28 protein-coding genes and 1 tRNA gene are annotated in these 23,366 nt (G+C 37.1%); 5 read left to right on the top strand and 24 right to left on the bottom strand.

Annotation, left to right across the window (positions count from 1 at the left end; translation table 11 throughout):
• Both LLF28_08170 and LLF28_08175 read left to right on the top strand, forming a co-directional pair.
• A partial coding sequence (locus tag LLF28_08170) for a hypothetical protein (protein MCE5195404.1) occupies positions 1–190 on the top strand: 190 nt, incomplete at its 5' end.
• 3 nt (positions 191–193) lie between these two features.
• Positions 194–466, top strand: coding sequence for a chaperone NapD (locus LLF28_08175; protein MCE5195405.1), 273 nt, complete (start codon positions 194–196; stop codon positions 464–466).
• An 83-nt stretch (positions 467–549) separates the two neighbouring features.
• Here LLF28_08175 and LLF28_08180 read toward each other — a convergent pair whose 3' ends face one another.
• From LLF28_08180 to LLF28_08215, 8 genes are all read right to left on the bottom strand, one after another.
• Positions 550–1,962, bottom strand: coding sequence for a hypothetical protein (locus LLF28_08180; GenBank protein ID MCE5195406.1), 1,413 nt, complete (start codon positions 1,960–1,962; stop codon positions 550–552).
• Complete coding sequence (locus LLF28_08185; protein ID MCE5195407.1) at positions 1,963–2,634, bottom strand: response regulator transcription factor; 672 nt, start codon at positions 2,632–2,634, stop codon at positions 1,963–1,965. It abuts the gene before it with no gap.
• 35 nt (positions 2,635–2,669) lie between these two features.
• Positions 2,670–3,263, bottom strand: coding sequence for a cytochrome b/b6 domain-containing protein (locus LLF28_08190; GenBank protein MCE5195408.1), 594 nt, complete (start codon positions 3,261–3,263; stop codon positions 2,670–2,672).
• 69 nt (positions 3,264–3,332) lie between these two features.
• Positions 3,333–3,881: a DUF5666 domain-containing protein gene (locus LLF28_08195; GenBank protein ID MCE5195409.1), complete on the bottom strand. Its 549-nt coding sequence runs from the start codon at positions 3,879–3,881 to the stop codon at positions 3,333–3,335.
• A gap of 4 nt (positions 3,882–3,885) precedes the next feature.
• Positions 3,886–4,587 carry a DUF5666 domain-containing protein gene (locus LLF28_08200; GenBank protein MCE5195410.1) on the bottom strand — a complete coding sequence of 234 codons (702 nt, stop codon included), beginning with the start codon at positions 4,585–4,587 and terminating at the stop codon, positions 3,886–3,888.
• Positions 4,588–4,669: 82 nt separating this feature from the next.
• On the bottom strand, positions 4,670–5,890 hold the full coding sequence (locus LLF28_08205; protein ID MCE5195411.1) for a cytochrome b/b6 domain-containing protein: 1,221 nt from the start codon (positions 5,888–5,890) through the stop codon (positions 4,670–4,672).
• 15 nt (positions 5,891–5,905) lie between these two features.
• Positions 5,906–6,454, bottom strand: coding sequence for a diheme cytochrome c (locus LLF28_08210; GenBank protein ID MCE5195412.1), 549 nt, complete (start codon positions 6,452–6,454; stop codon positions 5,906–5,908).
• A gap of 16 nt (positions 6,455–6,470) precedes the next feature.
• A complete protein-coding gene (locus LLF28_08215) occupies positions 6,471–6,908 on the bottom strand; it encodes a DUF1924 domain-containing protein (GenBank protein ID MCE5195413.1) in 438 nt (145 codons plus the stop codon).
• Between the two features lie 163 nt (positions 6,909–7,071).
• Here LLF28_08215 and LLF28_08220 point away from each other — a divergent pair, with 163 nt between their 5' ends.
• On the top strand, positions 7,072–7,392 hold the full coding sequence (locus tag LLF28_08220) for a cupin domain-containing protein (protein MCE5195414.1): 321 nt from the start codon (positions 7,072–7,074) through the stop codon (positions 7,390–7,392).
• A gap of 2 nt (positions 7,393–7,394) precedes the next feature.
• Here LLF28_08220 and LLF28_08225 read toward each other — a convergent pair whose 3' ends face one another.
• From LLF28_08225 to LLF28_08240, 4 genes are read right to left on the bottom strand one after another with little or no spacing between them, the layout of a single operon-like run.
• A complete protein-coding gene (locus LLF28_08225) occupies positions 7,395–8,246 on the bottom strand; it encodes a 2-oxoacid:ferredoxin oxidoreductase subunit beta (protein ID MCE5195415.1) in 852 nt (283 codons plus the stop codon).
• Positions 8,239–9,972: a 2-oxoacid:acceptor oxidoreductase subunit alpha gene (locus LLF28_08230; GenBank protein MCE5195416.1), complete on the bottom strand. Its 1,734-nt coding sequence runs from the start codon at positions 9,970–9,972 to the stop codon at positions 8,239–8,241. Before LLF28_08230 ends, LLF28_08225 begins: the two co-directional genes overlap by 8 nt.
• Before the next feature lie 11 nt (positions 9,973–9,983).
• Positions 9,984–10,454: a ferritin family protein gene (locus LLF28_08235; GenBank protein MCE5195417.1), complete on the bottom strand. Its 471-nt coding sequence runs from the start codon at positions 10,452–10,454 to the stop codon at positions 9,984–9,986.
• Positions 10,455–10,468: 14 nt separating this feature from the next.
• Positions 10,469–10,801: a hypothetical protein gene (locus tag LLF28_08240; protein MCE5195418.1), complete on the bottom strand. Its 333-nt coding sequence runs from the start codon at positions 10,799–10,801 to the stop codon at positions 10,469–10,471.
• Between the two features lie 43 nt (positions 10,802–10,844).
• On the opposite strand from LLF28_08240, the gene LLF28_08245 reads away from it, so the two are divergent.
• Positions 10,845–11,984 (top strand): radical SAM protein, encoded by a 1,140-nt coding sequence (locus LLF28_08245; GenBank protein MCE5195419.1) that lies wholly within the window; start codon positions 10,845–10,847, stop codon positions 11,982–11,984.
• Here LLF28_08245 and LLF28_08250 read toward each other — a convergent pair.
• The 12 genes from LLF28_08250 to LLF28_08305 all read right to left on the bottom strand — a co-directional run bounded on the left by LLF28_08250 (position 11,970) and on the right by LLF28_08305 (position 22,969).
• Positions 11,970–13,673: an AarF/ABC1/UbiB kinase family protein gene (locus LLF28_08250; protein ID MCE5195420.1), complete on the bottom strand. Its 1,704-nt coding sequence runs from the start codon at positions 13,671–13,673 to the stop codon at positions 11,970–11,972. The genes LLF28_08245 and LLF28_08250 overlap by 15 nt on opposite strands.
• 12 nt (positions 13,674–13,685) lie before the next feature.
• Positions 13,686–13,994: a phasin family protein gene (locus LLF28_08255; protein MCE5195421.1), complete on the bottom strand. Its 309-nt coding sequence runs from the start codon at positions 13,992–13,994 to the stop codon at positions 13,686–13,688.
• Entirely contained in the window at positions 13,991–16,627 is a 2,637-nt protein-coding gene (gene alaS / locus LLF28_08260; protein ID MCE5195422.1) for an alanine--tRNA ligase, read from the bottom strand. The genes LLF28_08255 and alaS overlap by 4 nt, the downstream gene beginning before the upstream one ends.
• Positions 16,624–16,962, bottom strand: a complete 339-nt coding sequence (locus LLF28_08265) for an outer membrane protein assembly factor BamE (GenBank protein ID MCE5195423.1) — start codon at positions 16,960–16,962, stop codon at positions 16,624–16,626. Before LLF28_08265 ends, alaS begins: the two co-directional genes overlap by 4 nt.
• Position 16,963: 1 nt before the next feature.
• The gene (locus LLF28_08270) at positions 16,964–17,461 is read right to left on the bottom strand and encodes a recombination regulator RecX (protein MCE5195424.1); all 498 of its coding nucleotides are present in this window, start codon (positions 17,459–17,461) and stop codon (positions 16,964–16,966) included.
• Positions 17,442–18,584 (bottom strand): PilT/PilU family type 4a pilus ATPase, encoded by a 1,143-nt coding sequence (locus LLF28_08275; GenBank protein MCE5195425.1) that lies wholly within the window; start codon positions 18,582–18,584, stop codon positions 17,442–17,444. Before LLF28_08275 ends, LLF28_08270 begins: the two co-directional genes overlap by 20 nt.
• Before the next feature lie 10 nt (positions 18,585–18,594).
• The gene (gene recA / locus LLF28_08280; protein MCE5195426.1) at positions 18,595–19,620 is read right to left on the bottom strand and encodes a recombinase RecA; all 1,026 of its coding nucleotides are present in this window, start codon (positions 19,618–19,620) and stop codon (positions 18,595–18,597) included.
• A gap of 15 nt (positions 19,621–19,635) precedes the next feature.
• Positions 19,636–20,199, bottom strand: coding sequence for an RNA 2',3'-cyclic phosphodiesterase (gene thpR / locus LLF28_08285; protein MCE5195427.1), 564 nt, complete (start codon positions 20,197–20,199; stop codon positions 19,636–19,638).
• Positions 20,190–20,678 (bottom strand): CinA family protein, encoded by a 489-nt coding sequence (locus tag LLF28_08290; GenBank protein ID MCE5195428.1) that lies wholly within the window; start codon positions 20,676–20,678, stop codon positions 20,190–20,192. Before LLF28_08290 ends, thpR begins: the two co-directional genes overlap by 10 nt.
• The gene (locus LLF28_08295) at positions 20,660–21,112 is read right to left on the bottom strand and encodes a phosphatidylglycerophosphatase A (GenBank protein ID MCE5195429.1); all 453 of its coding nucleotides are present in this window, start codon (positions 21,110–21,112) and stop codon (positions 20,660–20,662) included. The genes LLF28_08290 and LLF28_08295 overlap by 19 nt, the downstream gene beginning before the upstream one ends.
• Positions 21,109–22,464, bottom strand: a complete 1,356-nt coding sequence (locus LLF28_08300; GenBank protein ID MCE5195430.1) for a TrpB-like pyridoxal phosphate-dependent enzyme — start codon at positions 22,462–22,464, stop codon at positions 21,109–21,111. The genes LLF28_08295 and LLF28_08300 overlap by 4 nt, the downstream gene beginning before the upstream one ends.
• A gap of 85 nt (positions 22,465–22,549) precedes the next feature.
• Positions 22,550–22,969, bottom strand: a complete 420-nt coding sequence (locus tag LLF28_08305) for an OsmC family protein (GenBank protein MCE5195431.1) — start codon at positions 22,967–22,969, stop codon at positions 22,550–22,552.
• A gap of 170 nt (positions 22,970–23,139) precedes the next feature.
• Between LLF28_08305 and LLF28_08310 the strand changes: the two genes are divergently transcribed.
• Positions 23,140–23,216: transfer RNA gene (locus LLF28_08310), tRNA-Met, on the top strand.
• Positions 23,217–23,366: the final 150 nt, after the last annotated feature.

Here is a 23,366-nt window from a genome sequence, read left to right on the forward strand (position 1 = left end):
AAGGCTTGGATATGCCTCTGCAAATTGTGCCAAGTGCAAGATATGTGAGAGGGTATGTTATATGGATGTTAAGATATCTGAACATGTTGATCAGAAGACTTTAAGAGATATAAACTGCATCTATTGCGGCAGATGCTTGGACTCATGCAACATCAAGAAAAAACTTTTAAATATGAAACTGGGAGGATGAAAAATGGTATTTGCAAGCGGTTTTGTAGAAATAAATGATATCAATGAAATTGATAAGTTAAAAGAAGAATTGAAAAGCAGAAGCATTATAGTCGATGAGACTAAAGAAGAAAAAATAATTTTTTTAGTTGAAAGAGAGACAATCGGAGACGTAAAAAAAACACTTGATGAATTAAGAGATGTGGACGGCATAAGAAGCGTTTATCTTGCCTATTACAGCCTTGAAGGCGGTGATGAGGAAGCAAGTGAAGGAAGCGTTCCTTTTTTCAATGCATAGATAATTCTGAATTATATTTTTAACAATTAAAGGATGAGATCAACGCTCATCCTTTTTTATTTTAAAGTAGATTTTATTTTCTTTTAAGATGATCTTTGCGTAGGCAGATTAACAATAATCACAGTACCCTTCCCGTATTCGCTTTCAACTCTAATGCCCCCATTATGCGACTCTATTATTGCCTTGGAAATGCTCAATCCCAGACCTGAACCAGAAGAATATCCGCGTGATTGGTCAGACCTGTAAAAACGTTCAAATACATATGGAATATCAGATGCCTTTATGCCAGGACCTGCATCTTTTACAATCACATTTATGCTGTTATTATCTTTTTGCGTTGATATCTCAATAGAACCTCCATCCGTATTATATTTAACAGCATTTTCTATTATGTTAATAAAAGCCTCTATTAATCTATTCTTATCAGCCAGTATATTAATCTCACTGCCAATTGTTATCTTAATATCTATCTTTTTCTTCTCTATAAAAATTTTAGTCAATTCAACAGCTTTTGATATAACTTCGCTTATATTTACAATCTTAAAAGAATCTTTTCCCATAAGTCCGGAATCAAGCTGAGCAAGAGAAAGCATATTTTTTATAATCTCGCTCATATGAGCTGTAGTTTCATTTATTATATGAAGTCCTTCCGTATATTCTTGAACAGTCCGCTCCTTTTGGAGGAGCACATCGCAATGACTTTTAATTACTGAAACTGGCGTTTTAAGTTCGTGAGATGCGTCAGACACTATCCTTTGTTCCGCGTCAAATGCTTTTTGAAGTCTGTCAAGCATGGTGTTAAATGAATACGAGAGATCGTTTAATTCTTTATTTTGATCTTCTGGGTTTATTCTCTCGCCTAAACTTTTGTGTGTTATTGTGTTGATCTTTGCAGAAAATGTCCTCAGCGGTGATAGAGCCAATTTAGTTATCAATAAACCAGCAGTTGCTATTAAACAAATACTTACAAATGTTATTGCGAATAAAAATAATTTCAACCTTTCCAGAAAAACAAGACTTTCATTCAAACTTCTAGCCACTATGATAGTTGAAGGTATCCCTGTTATGTTTATTTCCTGCTGCATTACCCTGACAGGTTCTTCATCAGGTCCAAACGAATTATAAGTTTTCAAATGTTTTTTTATATCATTAAGCAGAAGAGTTCCAGATGCAAAATTAAAATCATCTTCAACAAGTGAAGGTGAAGCAGCGAACAATTTATTGTTAATCAGTATTTTATAATAGTGCCCTGACAATGGTATTGCATAATCGCCGCTTACAACTTCACTCAGATCAAATCTGACTTTGCCGTTTTCTGCATTGAGAAGTCCTGTGAAAATTTGAATGTCTGAATGAAGATTGTCATCTACAGTGGCAAATATTATTGTTTTGACCTCTTTAAAAAAAACAAAACCCGAGCTGATTAATAAAATAGATGCTACAATGAAAATCCAAAGAAACAGTTTTATAGAAATTGATCTAAGTTTAATTTTCATTTATTCTGCGCTCAAAACGTATCCTGCTCCTCTCACAGTCTTAATGAGCTTTTTATCAAATCCTTTATCTATTTTATTACGCAAATAATTAACAAAAACATCTACAATGTTGCTGTCAAGATCAAATTCAGAATCATAGATATGATCTATTATTTCAGTTCTTGAAATGACTCTGTTTTTTTGAGATACAAGATATTCAAGCAGATTATATTCTTTTGCTGAAAGCTTTATTTCTTTGCCAGCCCTTTTAACTGTTCTTGAATTTGTATTAATAATAAGATCTCCTGCTTCAATATATGGTGAAACCGTTCCTTTATCCCTCCTAATAGCAGATCTTACCCGAGCAAGCAGCTCAGAAAAATCAAAAGGTTTAGGAATGTAATCGTCTGCGCCAGTGTTTAATCCATGTATGCGGTCATCGACCTCCCCTTTTGCTGTAAGCATAAGAATTGGCGTATTATAGCCTTTGCTTCTCAGGGTTTTCAAAATGGTTATGCCGTCAATTGAAGGAAGCATTATATCGAGAAGCACTGCGTCATACGTATAATTTTCAGCCATGTAAAGACCTTCTTCGCCGTCAAAAGAAAGCTCTACGGTAAATCCGTTCTCCGCAAATCCCCGCTTAAGGATATTTGCAAGATTTTGTTCATCTTCTATTATAAGTAAGCGCATTTTTACTTTATAAAAAAAATTCCTGAAACAGCAAGTTAATCCTCATATTTCATGAAAATTATTCTTTTCCAGTAATGTCTTCCCTGTAGTGCGTGAAGAACAACAGCGCTGACATGTGCAAAAAGAAAGGTCGGCATAAGAAATTCACCGAATTCGTGCATTTCTTTTACGAAATGCATAGGCCCGTTGTCGATTTTATTGCCTGGTTCAAGGTAGAAAAACATTATTGCCCCAGTTACAGCCATATATACTAACCCTGCAAGACCGTATATCATTACAAGCCCTGCAATGCCTTGATGCGTCTCCCTTACAGGCAGCTTCATTTTAAATAAATTTTTTATATCCTGAAAGATAAGATTTAAACGTTCTTTGCCAAACGGCATCCATTCACTAAAACGATCGCCTCTTGCCCCAGCGAATCCTGCAACGAGCCGCATTGCCACTAAAACAGCTAATGCAATGCCTATCCAGCCATGGATTGTAAATCCTAAATGCTCAATTTTCTTATAGTCATCAGCTATTTCTCCCGTAAGCCAAGCGGTAATTCCTAAAAAAATAAACCCAAGATGAATGATTCTTACAAAAGTACTGATAGAATTGTTTTGTTCGGCAATGTTTTGTTTTGACATTATGTTTCTCCTCTTGAGTTATTTCTTTAATAGAGACTTATTCAATCCAAGCGCAATTTGCTTCAATTTTCACTTCCGATATTCTGAATCAAATTTTGTCGCTCTTTTTACATATATTTTCCCGGCTGTAAAAACCTTTCCTGAATAACTGCCTTTTATCTCGATATAGGCTCCAATAGCAACTTTGCCATGTTCTTCATCAATATAAGTGTCTTTTGTAATAAGTATTTCTTTTCCATTCACAACCCAAACACCAACAATACCAGACGGCAGACTTTCGATTATTCCGTAAAGCCTAGCACGATTTTTGTCTCTCTTCACTTCAATCTTATACGCAGTAAATGTCTTTCCTGAATAAATCCCCTTAACCTCAACGTATGCACCAATATCTGCCTTTCCGTGTTCCTCCTTTAAAAGGGTATCCTTATTTACAAAAATTTCTTTTCCATTCACAATCCAAGTGCCATAGATGCCTTGAGGGATCCGCTCAACAGTACCATAAAATTTCGCTCTATATGCATTCTGGTTGTCAAAATAGCGTTCTGCATCAGAAGCATAAACCAGTCCGCACAAACCTGAGATGAAACATATCGAAAACAGTATCGCTATTGTTTTCATTCTGTTATTTTCTAACCTCTATCTCTTTCGCCTTAAATACATCTTTTATATAGCTTCCTTTAATATCAACAAAAACGCCTACATCTGCCTTACCATTCAACTGCTTGATTATTGTGCTCTCAGAAACATAGACCTCTTTTCCATCAACTATCCAAGTACCAAGTCCGCCAACAGGGATTTTATCAATTCTGCCTTGAGGATTTACAGTATCAGGATTAACAGGACTTAGCACATAATCCTGTGTTTCGATCGTAAGTGCAACAAGATTTTTCCCTAAGTAACTACCTTCTCCTATTACTCCTCTACCGATTATCACTTTACCATATTTTTCACTAATTAAAGTGTTTCTTGTCACAACAACCGTCTGGCCGTCAATTGTCCATATTGAAGGATCACCTTTGGTCATTTTTTTAACAATACCGTAAAATTTTCTTTTCGCAGGTTTCCTGTCATTAGAGCTTATGTTCTTGAGATTTTCTTCGTTCTGATTGATTTCTTGCTGATATGGCTTGTTTTGGAAATCTCCCTGGTAGTTATCGTAATTATTTTGCTGGTAATCACCAGAATGTTTTGTCTTGGACTTCTTGTTATAGTCGTGCTGGTCTTTGTGTTTATCATGGTGATCATCATGATCTTTATCTGCAAATACAACCACCGGGAAAGTTAAAATCAAAAATACAGCTAATATTCTTACAAAATCTTTCATAACATCCTCCCACTCAAGTTTTTTTAAAGGTACATCCATAAATTCTTAAATACAGATTATCAAATATGATATTAAAGCAAGATTAAAACCTCTTGTTATTGAAATTTTTATCTACAAAAAAAACGAGTTTGCTAAAAATATTTTCTTTTTTATCAGGAGCTTTTGCATATTCTGCTTTCGTAGGTATTTTTATGTCATTGTCTTCAAATGAACCGTACTCAGCCCACTTGTGGCACGCAACACAATTTGACTTGCTCTTTACAGAATCATGTTTAAAAACATTGTTGTTGATATTGTCATGTTTATCTTTCCAGTATGAAATCTTGGTTATAGCTGCTGGCATCTGGTCACCTTTTATTGATGCTGTAAGTTTTATTGATGCCTCTTCTTTAGATGTTTCAGCTGAGTTTTCTAACAGATAATTTTCTATTTCTTTTCTTAAAGGCTCATCAATTGAAGCATCATCTCCAAAGTGATCGCTTAAATCTGCCATTACCAACTTCCAGCCTTTTGCAGGCAGCATATTAGGGGTGAAACCCATATGACAGGAACCGCATTCATTCTTATAAACAACAGGCACTGATGTCATGCTTGGCTTGTATGAATTTATTTTGTTATACACATAGAAGCCAGCAGGCAAAGTCAATGCAATCAGAAAAAAAGAAGCTAAAGCCCTGATCATTCCAGTCTGTATCCTGCCAGAATAGTCATAACCCCTTTTTTTACCTGTAAACATTGACTTTATTATTCCTGTTTTGTGTCTTAATGTCTCAAATAATACACCTGAGATATGTATCGCAATCACTGTAACTAAAAAAACTCCAGTTGCATAATGAATATATTTTGTTAATGCTGAATAGTGATAATAGCCGTCATGCAAAAACCTTAAGAAACCTCTCCCCTCTTCTATTCCATAAAGAACTACACCTGTCAAAACCTCCAGTAAACTCAGTGTAATCATTACTATTACAGCCCATGATGCTCCTGGGTTATGTCCTATATATAAGGGCTTCTGTTTTTTGAAAAAGTCTTTTATATAGCTTCCAAGCTTATCCATATGAAGATGAAATGAGTTGAATCTTGAATATGCAGGACCAATAAATCCCCAAAGCATTCTGAATATTAACAAAACAAGAACTGCTGTTCCAACAGCTACATGGGATGCAAGCCACATATCAGAGTGAACAAGTTTAATGCAAAAATATTTTGTTATGTCAGATGTGAGAAAGGAGAATGCAATTAATATTGCAAGGCTCCAGTGAAATATGCGGGTTTGAATATCCCAGACTTTTATCTCTTTCATCTCTTATATCCTTTTTTATTGCCCTGGTATTCTGACAAAGCGCTCTTTGTAATTTCCAATGTCTGCTGTTGTGTGGCATGCAATGCAATTCCCTGCAAAACCGATGGACTTCCTTTTATACACATCAGGCCTGATCTCATCATGCTTTGTCTTAAAATAAATCGTTTCTGTTATCTTGATTGGCGTTTCGTTATTTCTTATGGATTTAAGAAACTTCATTGCCCTTTTTGAATTACTTTTTTCAGCACTGCCAAGCATTAAATACTGGTAAATTTTAGACCATTCAGGCTCACTAATCGAAGCGTCATCCCCAAAATGATCCTTAAGCGTATTCATTAACTTATTCCATGAACGTGCAGGAAAAAGTTCGGGTTGATATGCAAAATGACATGAACCGCATTCAGTAAGATATGTCTCGTTTGTTACAATTTCAAGGGAACTTTGATATTTTGCATAATATACATTACTGTTTTTCTTATCGTTGTCAGCACCAGCATAAGAAATTACACTAATCAAACATATCAAATTCAGAGTTAAGCTTAAAATAGTAATTTTAAATTTCATATATCCTCCTAATCCTTTAATTCTCATTTATAAAAAGAAGTGCATCGCCTTTTTCTCTTGCAGTGCCTTCTCTGTTAAAAACATCTTTGAAATTTCTTTTAAGCCATTTTTCGATATTCTTAACCGTTGTTAAAGACTGCTTGTTGACAGAAGGCGCAAGCGGCTCAATAATCTTGCCGGTTTTGGCGTTTTTGCCCTGTTTTTTCAAATCATTTGTGTGACATGTTGCACAGGAAATTTTGCCGAGCTCTTTATGCGAAACTTCTTCAAAAAAAAGTTTTCTGCCTCTTTCAGCGCTAAAACCTTTAAACGATGAGTCTTCTTGCTTTGCCTGCTTTTCGAGTGTCTGCATGTACGTATTCACTTCAGGATTAAACTGCGAAGCAGAGGAACCAGCATTTACTGTTCCTAAGATTATGGTTATTGCTCCTAAAATAATTAACAAACTTTTCATGTTGTATTTCCTCTCTTTAGTTTTTTATTTACTTTTCTAACTTCTTGGGATCACTTTAACAAACAAAAGATTAAGGCAGGATTAAAACTTAAGTTTTCAATCAAAAATATTTTTATTTAAGTTTTAATTCTTCCTGATATACTTAATAACAAAGGAGGATTACATGGAAACACTGGATCTGAAAAAACTTATTAAATTTTATCCTGACAAAATATTCAGGGAAATGCTTGATGACAAGCCTGAGATGAGAATTGCATTAATGTGTCTTGATAAAGATCAAAAGCTTGATCCGCACAAAGCGCCTTTAAGATTGTTAATGTATGTTGTCGAAGGCAAAGGCACTTTCACAGTTGGAGATAAAAAGATAGAGGCTGATGAAAAAACCTGTATCCTTTGCGACCCTATGGTGCCGCACGGTTTTGCAGCAGATAAAGGCGATAAACTTGTTGTAATGGCAGTTGTGACCCCAGCAGATGAAATATAGGATTAGTAAAATCCTTTTATTGTAGACTGCAATTTTGACAACTCAGGAACCTGCCTAACTAGCGTAGTATCTTTAATAGCAGAGATACGCTCTTCTAAAATTTGCCTGTTATTTTTATAAATAATTCCAATTGGGATTTTATCACTCCATTCTGCTGCTTTTTTAAAAGCCTCTGATTTATCAGATGAATTGTATTCAGGTTCTATGTGATAAACTCTTTTTCTATACCACTCATATGTGTTTATTTTGTTAAATGTGACGCATGGCTGCAAAATATCAACCAATGAAAATCCTTTGTGATTTATTGCTTCTTTAATTATTCCCTTAAGATGTTCCATATCGCCTGCAAAACTACGTGCAACAAAACTGCAGTCAAGAGCAATAGCTAAAGCAATAGGATTGAGCTGTTCTGAAAAGACACCGAATGGCTGGTTCTTTGTTCTCATGCCTTCCATGCTTGTCGGCGATGCCTGTCCTTTTGTAAGACCGTATATCTGATTGTTATGTACAAAAAGTTTGACATTGATGTTTCTTCTGATTGCATGGATGAGATGATTTCCGCCTTCTCCATAGCAGTCTCCGTCGCCTGCAACAGCGATTACAAGCATCTCATGATTTGCAAGTCTTATCCCTGTTGCCACAGGAAGTGTCCTTCCATGAAGTCCATTGAATGTATTGCATTTAAGATAATGCGGGAATTTGCCTGCCTGTCCTATTCCAGAGACAATAGTAAACTGATGCGGCTCGATACCAAGGTCAACCATTGCATTTTTAAATGCACTGAGTATGCCGAAATTGCCGCAGCCCATACACCACGTTGGTGTCTGTCCTTTATAGTCTCCTAAGTTAACCATTTGTATTTACCACTTTTTTATTTATATCTGAAACTAAACCATCTAGGGTGAACGGCCTTCCGTCAAACTTGTTAATCCTATTTTTGAAATCAAATCCTGTCTCTGTTCTCACAAGTTTTGCAAACTGACCAGTTGCATTATTTTCTATACAAATACTAATTTTTGCATTATTAAGAATTTTTAGATAATCGAATTTTTCTATTGAGGGGAAAGGATAAATCTCACTGAAATGCAGCATCGCAATCTTTTTGTTTTTTGAAATCCTGTCAACTGATTCCATTATAATTCCATATGTAGAGCCCCATCCGACAAGAACAATTTCAGGCTCAGGATTACCATAAAATAAAGGCGGTTCAATCTCATTTTTAATTAGAGGTACTTTTTTAAAAAGTCTTTTGTGTATCATCTTTATCCTTGTCTCAGCATCTTCAACAATATGTCCTTCTTCATCATGCTCATCACTGTCTGTAACAACAAGGTGTTTAGCATCACCCGGAACACCAAATGGCGATATTCCACTATCTGTAAATGCATGTCTCTTATATTCTTTCAAGCTTTTAAATGCATCAGCCCTGAGCCTGTAATCATTATATTTGATTCTTTTGAGATCAAATTCTTTAAATGTCCACTCGCAATCTGCAATATACTGATCAAAGAGTATAAATGCTGGAATCTGGTATTTATCTGAAATATCGAATGCCTTGTTTGTAAGATAAAACGCCTGCTCAGGTGTACCCGGAGCAAAAATTATTCTTGGGAATTCACCATGTGCAGCATTAAGAACAAACTGAAGTTCAGCCTGCTCTGTTCTTGTTGGAAATCCTGTTGCAGGTCCTGGTCTCTGTCCGAGTGCGATAACAACAGGTGTTTCAGTCATTCCTGCAAGCGCCAGGCCTTCAATCATCAAAGCAAAACCACCGCCTGATGTGCCTGTCATTGAGCGAACACCTGCAAATGAAGCCCCGAGAGCCATGTTTATTGCTGATATCTCGTCTTCTGCCTGTTCAACTATAATATTGTATTCAGCTTCCTTGTCAGCAATATAATTCATTATTCCGGTTGAAGGCGTCATTGGATATGCTGAATAGAACTTGCAGCCAGAGCTTATTGCTCCAAGTGCAATTGCCTCGATCCCGTTTACAAGAATAAAAGGTTTGTTGTTAGTTTTTTTAATAAAAAAATTACACCTGCTGCAATTATTCTTTGCAAAATCATATCCTGCCTTTGCAGAGGCTACGTTACCCTTTACAATATCTTCGCCTTTTTTGCTGAATGTTTCTTTTAAAAGTTCAAAAAGAATGCCGAGATCAAGTCTAAACATTCCGAGAACTGCACCAATTGCAACAGTATTAGCCATTATCTTGTTTTTGCTGTTTTGAACAGCCAGATCAACAAACGGTATATCAAGAAATTTTTGCTTTGAATATTTTTGTTTTAATATTGCTGAATCATAAATGATATGACCGTCTTCAGAAACTTCAGGCTCATGAAATTTTAGGCTGTCCGCATCAAATACAATCAAAATATCAGTTTTGTCTCTTGAAGACATAACCGGAGCATCTGAAAATCTTATCTGGTAAAAATTATGTCCGCCCCTTATGCGGGATTCGTAATCCTGATGTGTAAAAACATGGAAGCCATATCTTGAGAATACCTTGGCGAGAGTATCGCCAATTGTCTGTATCCCCTGACCAGCTTCTCCGCCAATTTTAATAGAGTAGTCCATAAATGAAACTCTCAGTCCTCAAGACCTTCCTTGAATTTATTAAGCCATGTAATATGGGTTCTCTCTTCGTTTATAATCTCATCCACCACTTCTTTTTCTCTGATCCCGTCTCTTACTCCAATATAATATAGCAGGGTTTCTTTTTCAAATCCTATTGCAAAATTAACAGCATCATTGACAGAATTAGTTTTTTTAAGAAAAGCAGTTGCCTTTTCCTCGCCAAGGAAAAAAGCCGATTCAACAACAGCCCTGAGATAATGTGAAACTTCTTCCCAGTTTTCAGGAGATTCATCTTTAACAAAATTCATTAAATCCTCGAACATTTTTTCATGTCTAAGCTCTTTAGAAGCAAGCGTTATAAAAAACTTTCTTGTTTCTTCGTTATCCTTAAATCTGTCTGCTAATGCAGTATAAAACTCATATCCTAGTTTCTCTGTCTGGACAGCCTGCTCAATAACCTCGCGTACAGAAAACATCATCATAAGAATCTCCTTTATTAAACTTTCAAATCGTTTACATCTTTAGTGGTGATTTTTCCATTCTCAACTAGGTGGGCGAGAAAAATAAGTCCGCCGCATGGCAATGCATTTTCGCTCCCTTGGGCAAAATCACAATCTTCTTTATAAAATAAGCATTGAGGACATATATTTTCTGCAAGTTTTTTGATTGATTTTATTTTTTTTATATCAATCTGGCTCAAGACAGGAACATCATTAGATAAATTCATAAAATGCTTGGCGATACAGTAGCCAGTACAATAAACTTTTTTATCTTCTGATGGTTTGTAATAGGAACAGAACTTATTGCAAAAAATATCAATCTTGTTCATAATCTAATCATAGCAAAAATAAGTTGTGTTGTATAATTAAAATATGGGCTTGCACCTAACCGGACATTCTGTTTTGAAGCAACTCGAAAAACCCTCAGTCTACAACATAAAAAATGATGACCTTTATGAATTGGATCATGAGTCGTTTGAATTTTTAAGAAAATGTTCATCTGAACATGGATGTGATTTTGAGAATGAAGAATTCATAAACTACTGCATAAATGAAAATATTTTAACTAAAACTAAGACATGGAAGAATCATCCTGAAATTAAACAGTCTCCAATACCATCACTTAGATATCTAGAGTTACAGATTACTGACAGCTGCAATCTGCGGTGCAAACACTGCTATATTGAAAAACCAGATTCCATGGAACTTTCAACTCATCAAATTAAAAAAATATTACATGAGTTTCAGAAAATGCAGGGGCTAAGAGTTCTTATAACCGGAGGCGAGCCGCTGATCCATAGTAATTTTGACACGATTAATGATCTTCTCCCTGATTTCAGAATAAGAAAAGTACTTTTTTCTAATGGACTCTTAATCAGTAAAAAAATTCTCTCAAAACTTAATGTCGAAGAAATCCAGATAAGCATTGATGGGCTTGAAAGCGGACATGATGCCCTTAGAGGAAAGGGAACATTTAAAAAAGCCTTTAACGCTTTAGAACTTGTGCTTAATCATGGATTAGATGCTTCAGTTTCAACAATGGCGCACTCTAAAAATCTTGGTGATTTTGATGAAATGCATAGATTATTTACAAAGATAGGAATAAAAGAATGGACAGTTGATGTGCCATGCATAACAGGCAGACTGCAGAAATCCAGCGAGTTTTATATTTCTCCTGAAAAAGGCGGAAAATATCTTAGTTATGGTTATGGAGCGGGTCTTCATTCAAGCGAATCAGGATATGGATGTGGTCTGCACCTGATGTCAATAACAGCCGCAGGCAGCATTTCAAAATGCACTTTTTATTCTGCTGATCCAGTTGGTAAAATTGATGACGGACTGGAAAAATGCTGGAAAAGAATTAAACCAATAATACTGGGATCTCTTCAATGCAATTGTGAATTTATAGAGACTTGCAGAGGTGGGTGCAGATACAGAGCAGAACTCTTTGGAAATGCTTTGGGAAAAGATCCGTACAGATGCGCTCTTTATATTGGATCACAACCTGCCTGATTTCAAGATAGAAATAACAAGCCAGATTCCAAAAAGAAATGCAAAAATAAAAGCTAGAGTGCCTGGAATAGAAAAACCTGAAATTTCTGGGCCAACATGGAATGCATGCATAATTGATGAACTCAGGATTATTGCACTGACAACAAGACTGAATGATATTCTATTTGTTGACTTATCCATGTCTTTTATAAATTTATCAAAGTCTGTATGTGTAAGCTTTACATGAATATCATCTTTCAGAATTTTTCTCATCAGATGTTTTAACTGACGAGGGAAAAGAGCAATAAAATCTGCGAATTCTTCGATATTGTTTTTTGTTTTTTCAAATATCCTTGAAGCGCTTATTTTTGTCTTTACAAATTTTATTGCATAGGGCTCTGCTGCCACGGCAAGATTAAAATCAGGGTCTAATTCTCTGCCGAGATATTCCAGAACAAGCATTGTCTTATTAACAAGCAAGAAATCTGAAGGCATTTTAATTTTGTGCTTTATTGCAATATGCAAAATAGCATCCATATACTGAGAAAAATTCAACTGGCCTACTGTAGTCTCATAAAGAGGCTCGGCAAATTCAACGATATCCGTTTTGAAATCTTTTTTAAAAGCAAAAACATCCACATCATCGGGCACAAGTCCCATTTCAATATACTGATCAACAAGCTTGTCAAAATTTTTATTAATTAAAAATATGACTGTATCTGCCATATGTTCTCTGAGCTCAGTGCTAATGCTGCCGACAATACCAAAATCCATAAAACCTATCTGTCCAGAAGGCATTGCAAAAATATTGCCGGGATGAGGATCTGCATGAAAGAAACCGTCTTCAAAAACCATCTTGAAATATGCATCAACGCCAATTTTTGTAAGATTTTTTTTATCCAATCCCATCCTATCGATCGACTCTATATCATCTATCTTTGCGCCGTTTATTTTTTCCATTACCAGAATTTTTTCTGTAATATACTTGCTATATAACTTAGGGAAATAAACATCCTTATTGCCTTGGAAATTCTTTGTAAACTTCAAACAATTTTTTGCCTCTTCGCAGAAATCAATTTCTTTTCTGATTGTTTTTGCGAATTCTCCTACAATCCCTACAGGATTGAAAAATCTGCTTTCAGGAAAATGTCTGTCTAATAGTTGTGCAATGGCATTTAGTATATTTATATCGGTTTCTATCTGTTCTCTTATGTCAGGTCTCTGAACTTTTATTACAACATCGCTTCCGTCAAAAAGTTTTCCATGATGAACCTGTGCAATAGATGCCGCAGCAATAGGATTTTCATTAAATTCAGAGAAAATTTTATTCAGAGGCAGCCCTGTTTCTTCTTCTATGATTCTTTTTACCTGTTCACACGAAAATGGAGGAACTCTATCCTGAAGTTTTTTGAATTCATTCGCGTATCTGGTAGTAATCAGATCCGGTCTTGATGACAGCAATTGACCTAGTTTTATAAAACTAGGTCCAAGTTCTGCAAAAGCCATCCTGAGCCGTTCAGGAACAGTGAGAACCTTAGGTTCAGGCCATCTGCCAAAAGTCTTGAGTCTTTTTATAATAGGGATGAACTTATGCAGACGAATCTGATCGATTAAATAACCAAATTCATATTTGAGGAAGACATTTACTATTTGTTTTAATCTTTTGAAGGTTCTGTATCTTCTTCCAAATTTCAAAAAACTTAAAGGCATTTATAATCCTTTCTATTTCTCTGCATCCTCAAGTTTTTTTATTCTATTCGAAAGCTGATGAATTTTTTTGTTAACAGCTTCAATGTCATCTTTTGTCGGGATATTCATTTTTTCAAGCCCCTTTGCCATCAAGTCAGAAAATGTCTTTGAAAGGTCTTCAGCCCCCTTCCCTGCTTTGTCAGTCCATTCCTTCACTATTTTTGCACCTTGTGATTCACTTAACTCACCTTTTTTAATTAGTTCTTCTACAAACTCCTGAAGCTTCAACTGCATACCAAAACCTGCAAGCATCGCATCTCTTACCGATTCAAAAAATGTCATTTAATTCCTCCTTTCTTAATAAAATCATATACTGATTCAAGCGCGCTGTCCAGTTTATCTATGACTTTTGTTCCACCCTCTGCCATTTCAGGTTTCCCGCCCCCTCTTCCGTCTGCAAGCTTAGAAACCTCTTTGAGTATCAGCCCAGCGTTAAATTTGTCTGCAAGATCTTTTGTTACCATCGAGATAAGAGCTGCCTCGCCGTCTTTTACAGAGGCAAGCACAATTACGCCTGAATCTAGTTTCTCTTTAAGATTATCTGCAAGAAGTCTGATATCTTTTTTTTCAAGTCCGTCTATTCTGCACGAAATAACCTTAACCCCATTGATATTCTTTACATTTTTCAAAAGGTCTGAAGAACTTTCATGTACTTCCTTGCCCTTATATCTATCTATCTCTTTCTCAAGTTCTTTTATCTGCGATAATAATTTTTCTATTTTTTCAGAGGGTTTTTCTGTCTTTAGCATCTGATTAATTTTCTGAAGTTCATTAGCTTTATCTCTGAAATATTCGTTTGCATTCGTACCTGTAAGCGCTTCTATTCTTCTTATTCCAGAAGCAACGCTTCCTTCTGATGCTATTACAAATGTTCCTATGTCACCGGTAGCCTTGCAATGAGTGCCTCCGCAGAGTTCGGAGCTGAATCCAGGCACACTGACAACTCTTACTGTATCGCCGTATTTTTCGCCAAAAAGAGCAGTAGCTCCAGAGGCAATAGCTTTTTTTATGTCTGTGATCGTAAGGTTTAAATCTATATTCTCCAATATCTTATGATTCACCATATCTTCTATATCTCTTATCTCATTGTCGTCAATGGATGAGAAATGCGTAAAATCAAATCTCAGCCTGTAAGGATCAACCAGCGAACCTGCCTGTTTTACATGTTCGCCTACTATGTTTTTCATTGCAGCATGCAATAGGTGGGTTGCAGTGTGATTGCGCATTATTGCTTTTCTTCTTTCGCTGTCAACAATGCAATTCACCTTATCCCAGACTTTCAAGCTGCCGTCCTTTATTTTTATTACATGAGAATGAAGACCTTCTACAACTTTTTTTGTATCAATAACAGATGTCTTAGTTTTTTCAGATGTTATCTCTCCTGTATCTCCAACCTGACCGCCTGATTCGCCATAAAAAGGCGTCTTATCAAGAAAAACCTCGACCTCTTCTCCCTTGAATGCCTCTTTTATAATCTTGCCTTTTTTAAGTATCGCCTTGACCACAGATTCAGACTGCATTGTGTCATATCCCAAAAATTCAGTCTTGCCTGTCTCAGAAAGAAGTTCTTTATAAATTGATGCAACAGCTTCTTCTTCGCCAACCCATGAAGCCCTGGCTCTTTCCCTCTGCATCTCCATTTCTTTATGAAAACCTTCTTCATCAAACAAAAAATCATTGTCATGTGCTATATCACGTGCAAGGTCAACAGGGAAACCGTATGTATCATAAAGTTTGAATATCTCTTCACCGGGGATTGATTTGAGCCCTGATTTTTTTGCATTAGCAATAACATCATCCATAATTTTCATGCCCTGTTCGAGTGTTCTTGAAAATCTTTCTTCCTCGAGAGTAAGAATCTTTGACGTCCTTTTATTTTCATCAACAATCTCAGGGTAGAAATCGCGCATTGATTCAACAAGCGGGTCGATGAATCTGGAAAGCACAGGTTCGTGCATACCAAGAAGTTTCGCATGTCTTGATGCCCTTCTGATAATCCTCCTTAAAACATATCCTCTTCCTTCATTTGAAGGCATCAGACCTTCAGAGATAAGGAATGTTATTGCCCTTATATGATCAGCAATCACCCTCATTGAAGCATCTGTATCAACACTCTTACCGTAGTTAATATTTGCCCTTGCAGCTATCTCTGATATTATAGGCATGAATAAATCTGTATCAAAATTATTTGTCTTTGACTGCAGAACTGCAGAAATTCTCTCAAGCCCCATTCCCGTATCAATGCTTGGTTTTGGTAAAGGTGTCAGCCTGCCTGATTCATCCCTGTTAAACTGCATAAACACAAGATTCCAAAGCTCAAGATATCTGTCACAGTCACATCCAACACTACATTCCGATTTTCCACAGCCAAGTTTCTCTCCCTGGTCGATTATAATCTCTGAGCATGGGCCGCATGGGCCTGTGTCTCCCATCTGCCAAAAATTATCTTTTGCGCCAAGTTTCACAATCTTTTGTTTAGGGATTTCAGTCAGATCCGCCCATAAATTTGCAGCTTCATCATCTTCTTCGTAAACAGAAACCCAGAGTTTGTCTTTGGGAAGTTTATACCATTCTGTCAGCAGTTCCCATGCAAAAATTATGGCATCTTTCTTAAAGTAATCTCCGAAAGAAAAGTTTCCCAGCATCTCGAAAAATGTATGATGTCTTGCAGTATGCCCTACATTTTCAAGATCATTGTGCTTGCCTCCAGCTCTTAGACATTTCTGGGATGATACTGCTCTGACATAATCTCTTTTTTCTTCGCCAAGAAAAACAGATTTGAATTGAACCATCCCTGCATTTGTGAAAAAAAGTGTAGGGTCGTTCTTGGGGATTAAAGAAGCGCTTTTTAATTTCTTGTGCTTTTTTGACTCAAAATAATCAAGAAATGTCTTTCTTACCTCACTGCTTTTCAATTAGTCGATACTCCTGCTTCATCAGAGATAATATGAGTAAGTTTATTATCAATAAAGAGCAAGCGTGTCTTTCCGAGCAAACCTCTTCTATATGTCCATTCTTCCCTGGATTTACCGTCATCAGCAGGCTTCAAAATATTTATCATTGTTGGCGCGCCCCATGCATATCTTACCTGCTGAATAGTCATGCCAGGTTTAATCACGCCATGTTTGATACTTTCCTGGATATCAGGCGGAAATGTTTTTATTTCATCCGGAGAATATCTTATTGCCTCAATACAGCCTAAAGAAAAAACCAGCAACGACACACAAAAAACTAAATTAATTTTTTTCATCTTATTCCTCCTCTGTTTTGTATTTGTATTCATTCAAAACTTTCTTAATTGTATCAAAAGAATAACCTTTTCTTGCAAGAAACCGCCATATTTTCTTTTTTATTTCTTCATCGGAATAATTTCTCATAGTTCGTGTTTTTCTGTCTACAAGTTTTTTTGCGCGTTTGAGTTCATCAGGGTCATTATCAGAGGTCACATCTTTTATTATCTCTGCACCCAGCCCTCTGCTCTTTAAAAACAGCCTTATTCCCTGCCTGCCAAGCAGCTTTATATCTTCTGCAGTCCTCTTCAATGAAAATGCGAGAATTTTGTCGTTAATAAAACCTTTTTCTTTTAAATGTGTTATGGCAGACTGGATAATTTCCTCTGGGAAATCTTTTTCTCTGAATCTGTCTTCAAGCTCTTTCTCGCTCCTGCCGCGGTAGCTGAGAAGCCTGTAGGCATAACGAACAGCATCTGTCTTTGAATACGTCTTGTCTCTACTCTTTGAACCTTTCAATTTTCATCTGGTCTTTCGGGGTTTGTGGTATCTCATATGTAAGATCGCTCGTCGACTGAATACCTTTTACCTTCAAAGCAAAATCATCAGGATTTGTTGCGCCTCTAAGCGCCTCATCATAAGTTATATGTCCTGTTTTGTATAGGGTAAGAAGCGATTGATCAAAGGTCTGCATGTGATAATGAACAGCTCCTTGTGCAATTACATCAGTTATCATCTTTGTTTTATCAGGATCAACAATGCATTCCTTTATAGTAAGAGTTGCCACAAGCACTTCGACTGCAGGAACCCTTCCCCGACCGTCCGCCCTTGGCATAAGCCTCATTGATATTATTCCCTTTAAAATAGAGGCCAACTGCAATCTAACCTGTTTGTGCTGGTAAGGAGGAAATACTGAGATGATTCTATTTATAGTCTCTGATGCATCTGTTGTATGCAGCGTACTAAGGACAAGATGTCCTGTCTCAGCAGCTGTGAGAGCTATTTGTATTGTTTCGAAATCGCGCATTTCACCCACAAGAACCACATCTGGGTCCTGCCTAAGAGCTGCCCTTAAGGCCTTACTGAATGATTCTGTGTCAGCGCCTACTTCTCTCTGATTTATTATACTTCGTTTGTCTCTGTGCAAAAACTCAATAGGATCTTCAATAGTAATGATATTTGACGTTCTGTTATTGTTTATATAATCGATCATTGATGCAAGGGTTGTTGATTTACCGCTGCCAGTTGTACCTGTAACTAATACAAGTCCCCTTGGCTCAAGCGCGATCTTTTTAAGAACTTCAGGAAGGTTCATTGCTTCAATTGTAGGAATTTTAACAGGGATTGCTCTGAAAACAAGGCCTACAGCGCCTCTCTGGACAAAAACATTGCATCTGAATCTGCCTAATCCAGGCACGCTATAGGCTAGATCCAGATCATTTTTCTTTTTAAAAACCTCTCTCTGCCCAGGACTCATAACAGCAAATGCAATTTTCATCGCATCTTCCTGAGTCACTTTTTGTTCTCCGGTCAGAGGAACAAGTTCACCATTGATCCTTAATATCGGACTGGAACCTACTTTTACATGTAAGTCAGAAGCTCCCTTCTCAAGCGCATATTTAAGTAATTCATTTATATCCATATTTGCTCCTTTACTTACGGGTCATTGATTCAACTACAGCATCTTCTATCTTCTTCGTGATTTCATCGGCAATCTCAGGATTATTTTTCAGATATTCTTTTGCATTATCTCTGCCCTGACCTATCCTGTTGCCGTTATAGCTGTACCATGCGCCTGCTTTTTCTATTATGCCCTTTTCAGATCCAATATCAACAAGTTCGCCAGTTCTTGAAATCCCCTCGTTGAAATATATATCGAATTCAGCCTGCCTGAATGGAGGCGCCAGTTTGTTCTTTACAACCTTTACCCTGACCCTTCCGCCGATTGATACTTGATTATCCTTAAGATTATCTATTCTTCTTATATCAAGCCTCATTGATGAATAGAATTTCAGAGCATTGCCTCCGGTAGTAGTTTCAGGGCTTCCGAACATTACGCCAATCTTCATTCGAATCTGGTTTATGAATACAACAGTTGTAAGGGATTTTGAGATAGCAGCAGTCAGTTTTCTTAAGGCCTGGCTCATGAGCCTTGCCTGAAGTCCTGGGAGGGAATCTCCCATCTCGCCTTCAATCTCTGCCTTTGGAACAAGAGCAGCAACAGAGTCAATCACAACTATATCAACAGCGCCGCTTCTTACAAGCGCTTCGGTAACTTCAAGCGCTTGCTCGCCTGTGTCAGGCTGGGAGATAAGAAGATCTTCCACTTTAACGCCTAATTTTGCCGCATAGATTGTATCAAGCGCATGCTCTGCATCGATAAAAGCGGCTGTTCCGCCATTTTTTTGTGCTTGCGCTATTGCATTTAAAGCAAGAGTGGTCTTTCCTGATGACTCAGGACCGAATATCTCAACAACTCTTCCTCTGGGATACCCTCCTATTCCTGTTGCAATATCAAGCGCAACAGAACCAGTTGGAATTGTCTGGATTCCTTCTGCAGCCTCACCAGCGCCAAGACGCATTATAGCGCCCTTCCCGAAAGATTTTTCTATCTGTGATATTGCCATCTCAAGCGCTTTATCTTTTTCCTTGTCCTTGTTAACAGCTTCCTTGCTCATTATTCCTCCTAGTATCTAATTGCCAAAAAATATCTGGCTTAATTTGGAATGTTCTGCTCCTGCTTGTTTTAGTTCGCTCTTCATTAACGAAATATTTTTCACCTCTATCTTACCAAAATCCACTTCTTTTAGTGTAGTAAGTTCTTTAATAAGACTTCCTATATTTTTGAAAGATTTTACTCTTCCTATTGTGAGGTGCGGCTTAAACTCTCTGCCATCTTTTTTAAATCCCAATTCACTCATCCCATCTTCTATATCTTGTTGGAGGTTAACAACATTTCCAGAATCTTTCAGCCCAAGCCATATTACCCTCGGCTGTTTTGTATTCGGGAATATACCTGCGCCTTGGATATATAAATGAAATTTATCATGAAGCCTTCCAATTGCAAGAAGTTTGTTGTTTATGTCTTGTATCATCCGTTCAGGAACATTGCCAAGAAATTTTAATGTAACATGAAGATTTTTCTCAGAAACCCACTTAACATCTGTTTTTATCTCTTTTAATTTTTGAATATAAATGCTAATGTTTTCCTTTATACTATCAGGAAGCTCTATTGCGATAAAACATCTTAAGTCCAAAGTGAAACAGCCTCGCGTAAAAATTCCAATGCAGAGATTGATGAAAAATGTTTTATCTCATTTCTCGAGCCGTTAAACATCACACACTTTGATTCAGTGCGTTTTTCAAAAGAGACAGAAATGTAAACAAGCCCTGCTTCTTTGCCTTCAAGAACAGCTGGACCTAAATTTCCTGTAATAGCAAGTCCGCAATCAGTTTTTGTTGTTCTTCTGACAGAATCAGCCATTGCCTCAGCCGTTTCTTTGCTTATAACCCCGTATTTTTCTATTAGTGTTTTTTTAATTCCCAGCAATTTTATCTTTGAATCAACAGAGTAGCAGACTATTGAAGAATCAAAAAAATCTGATGCGCCGGGAAGATATGTTATTAAATGGCTGATGTATCCAGAAGTGCAAGATTCGGCAATAGAAAGTTTTATCTTCTTTTCTTTAAAGATTTTATGAATCTTCTTAATTACATCTAAGTCAGAATTTTCCATATCTGCAAAACTATATTAGTATAAGCTGCTGCCATGATATCGTCGGCCATTATGCCTAACCCGCCTCTAAGTTTAAGCTCAATCTGTCGTATAGGGAATGGTTTGATTATATCAAAAAACCTGAACAACAAAAAAGCAGAGATGATATACTTCCAGTTCAAAGGAAGAAAAATAAGCGAACATACGTATCCTGCCAATTCATCAATGACAATACACTGAGGATCTTTTTCATTGAATGATTTTTCTGCATGTCCAGAGGCAAAAATACCGATGATTATTAAAAAAACAGCCAGAAAAATATGAAGCTGCAGAACCGGGCTGATAAAAACCATCAGGATCAGTCCTGCAGCAGTGCCGAATGTTCCTGGAACATAAGGAATATATCCTATAAAGAATCCTGTGGCTGCAGCCTTTGAAAGCGCTGACAAATTCATTTAATAACCGGCAGCTTTGCCAGAGACTCTTTTATCTTTTCATCAGGATAAACATTATCGACAAGCTTTCCTGACAGATAATCAGCATACGCGGCAAGATCAAGATAGCCGTTACCGCTGAGGTTAAAGAATATGGTTTTTTGTTTCCCTTCTTCTTTGCATTTCATCGCTTCGTCAATCGCAGCAGCAATTGCATGTGAACTCTCAGGAGCTGGTATTATTCCTTCTGATCTGGCAAATTTAAGCGCTGATTCAAATACTTTTGTTTGTCCATATGCCTTTGCCTCTATCAACTCATCGTGGACAAGCTGACATAAAAGCGGAGCAGCAGCATGATATCTTAGACCGCCCGCATGAATTCCAGGAGGCACAAAATCATGTCCAAGTGTATGCATCATTAAAAGCGGTGTAAGTCCTGCTGTATCTCCGAAATCATATCTGAATTCTCCCTTTGTGAGTGTAGGACAGGATGTTGGTTCAACAGCAATAATCCTGATGTTTCTCCCTTTTATCTTGTCATGCACAAATGGAAAAGCAGCTCCTCCAACATTGCTTCCTCCTCCGCAGCAGCCGATAATCACATCAGGATAATCATCGGCAATCTCGAACTGCTTCTTGGCCTCCAGTCCAATAATTGTCTGGTGAAGCAGAACATGATTCAAGACAGAACCAAGAGCGTAATTTGTATCTTTGCGGTTAGCTGCGTCTTCAACTGCTTCTGATATTGCGATGCCAAGGCTTCCGGGACAGTCAGGATCAATCTCCAGAATTTTCCTCCCTGAATTTGTGACTTTTGAGGGACTTGGGTGCACATTCGCTCCCCATGTCTCCATAGCAATTCTTCTGTAGGGTTTTTGATCATAGCTGACCCTGACCATATATACTGTCACTTCAAGACCAAACAAACACCCTGAAAGAGCCATAGCAGCGCCCCATTGTCCTGCGCCTGTTTCTGTAGCTATTCTTTTGATGCCAGCTTTTTTATTGTAATAAGCCTGTGGGATTGATGTATTTGGCTTGTGACTGCCAGCAGGACTAACTCCCTCATTTTTGTAATAAATCTTTGCAGGAGTTCCAAGAGCTTTCTCTAAATTATATGCCCTGTATAAAGGCGACGGCCTCCACAAACTGTATATATCCAAAACCTCTTCAGGTATGTCTATCCATTTTTGAGTTGAAACTTCCTGTTCTATCAACGCCATCGGAAATATTGAAGACAGATCATCAGGACCAATCGGCTTATGAGTTGCCGGATGCAAAGGTGGTTTCGGCAGATTCGGCATATCAGCCATAATGTTGTACCATTGTTTCGGGATCTCCCTGTCAGGCAGAACTATCTTTGTTTCACGCATTTACTCCTCCCAATTTATTATCTGAAGTTATAAGTTAAGACCTAGAGTTTGGGTTAGATCCTAAACTTTGAAGTTAATATTATACTCATTCTTCAATTATCTTCCAGCTCCATGTTATCTTTGCAGAGCCTTCGAGTGCAGCCTTAACAGAACAGTATTTAGTCATAGAAAGCTCAATGGCTTTTTTTACAGCCTCATGAGAAAGATTTCTGCCTTTTAATACAAACTCAACATCAATTTCAGTAAACTTTTTCGGATAATTCTCTGCCTTATCACCTTTAATATTTATATGGAAAGAACTTACATCCTGTTTTTTCTTTTTGAGCACTGAAATAACATCCATTCCAGAACATCCTCCAAGCCCCATCAAAAGAATCTCCATCGGCGTGGAGCCTGTATTGCTTCCTCCAAATTCAGGATCAGTATCCATTACTACTGCATGTCCTGAATTCGCAGAAGCAACAAACCGGAGACCATCAATATATGTAACCTTTGCCTCAGTCATATTACGCACCTCACATATTTTGGCTAATTTAATAAGTGTGACTGCACTTTGTCAAGAAGACTATACACTACAAATGTTATTTGAAATAGCTATTCTTTTTTAAATAAAATTCAGATACATTTCACTGAATTTGACAACAACTTATTACATAAGTTACGATACACATCTATCGCGGGGTGGAGCAGTCCGGTAGCTCGTCGGGCTCATAACCCGAAGGTCAGAGGTTCAAATCCTCTCCCCGCTACCAAAACAGCTAAGAGGCTGTTATATAAAAATATAACAGCCTCTTTTATTAATAAACATCAGATTTAAAATTAGTATTGACTGCGCCTATTAAAATCCAGCATAATTTCACACTTGGACTGAAAAAAATATTTTAATTATTAAGGAAAGATTT

It is taken from the genome of Nitrospiraceae bacterium (assembly GCA_021373015.1).
GTDB lineage: Bacteria > Nitrospirota > Thermodesulfovibrionia > Thermodesulfovibrionales > UBA1546 > JAJFTJ01.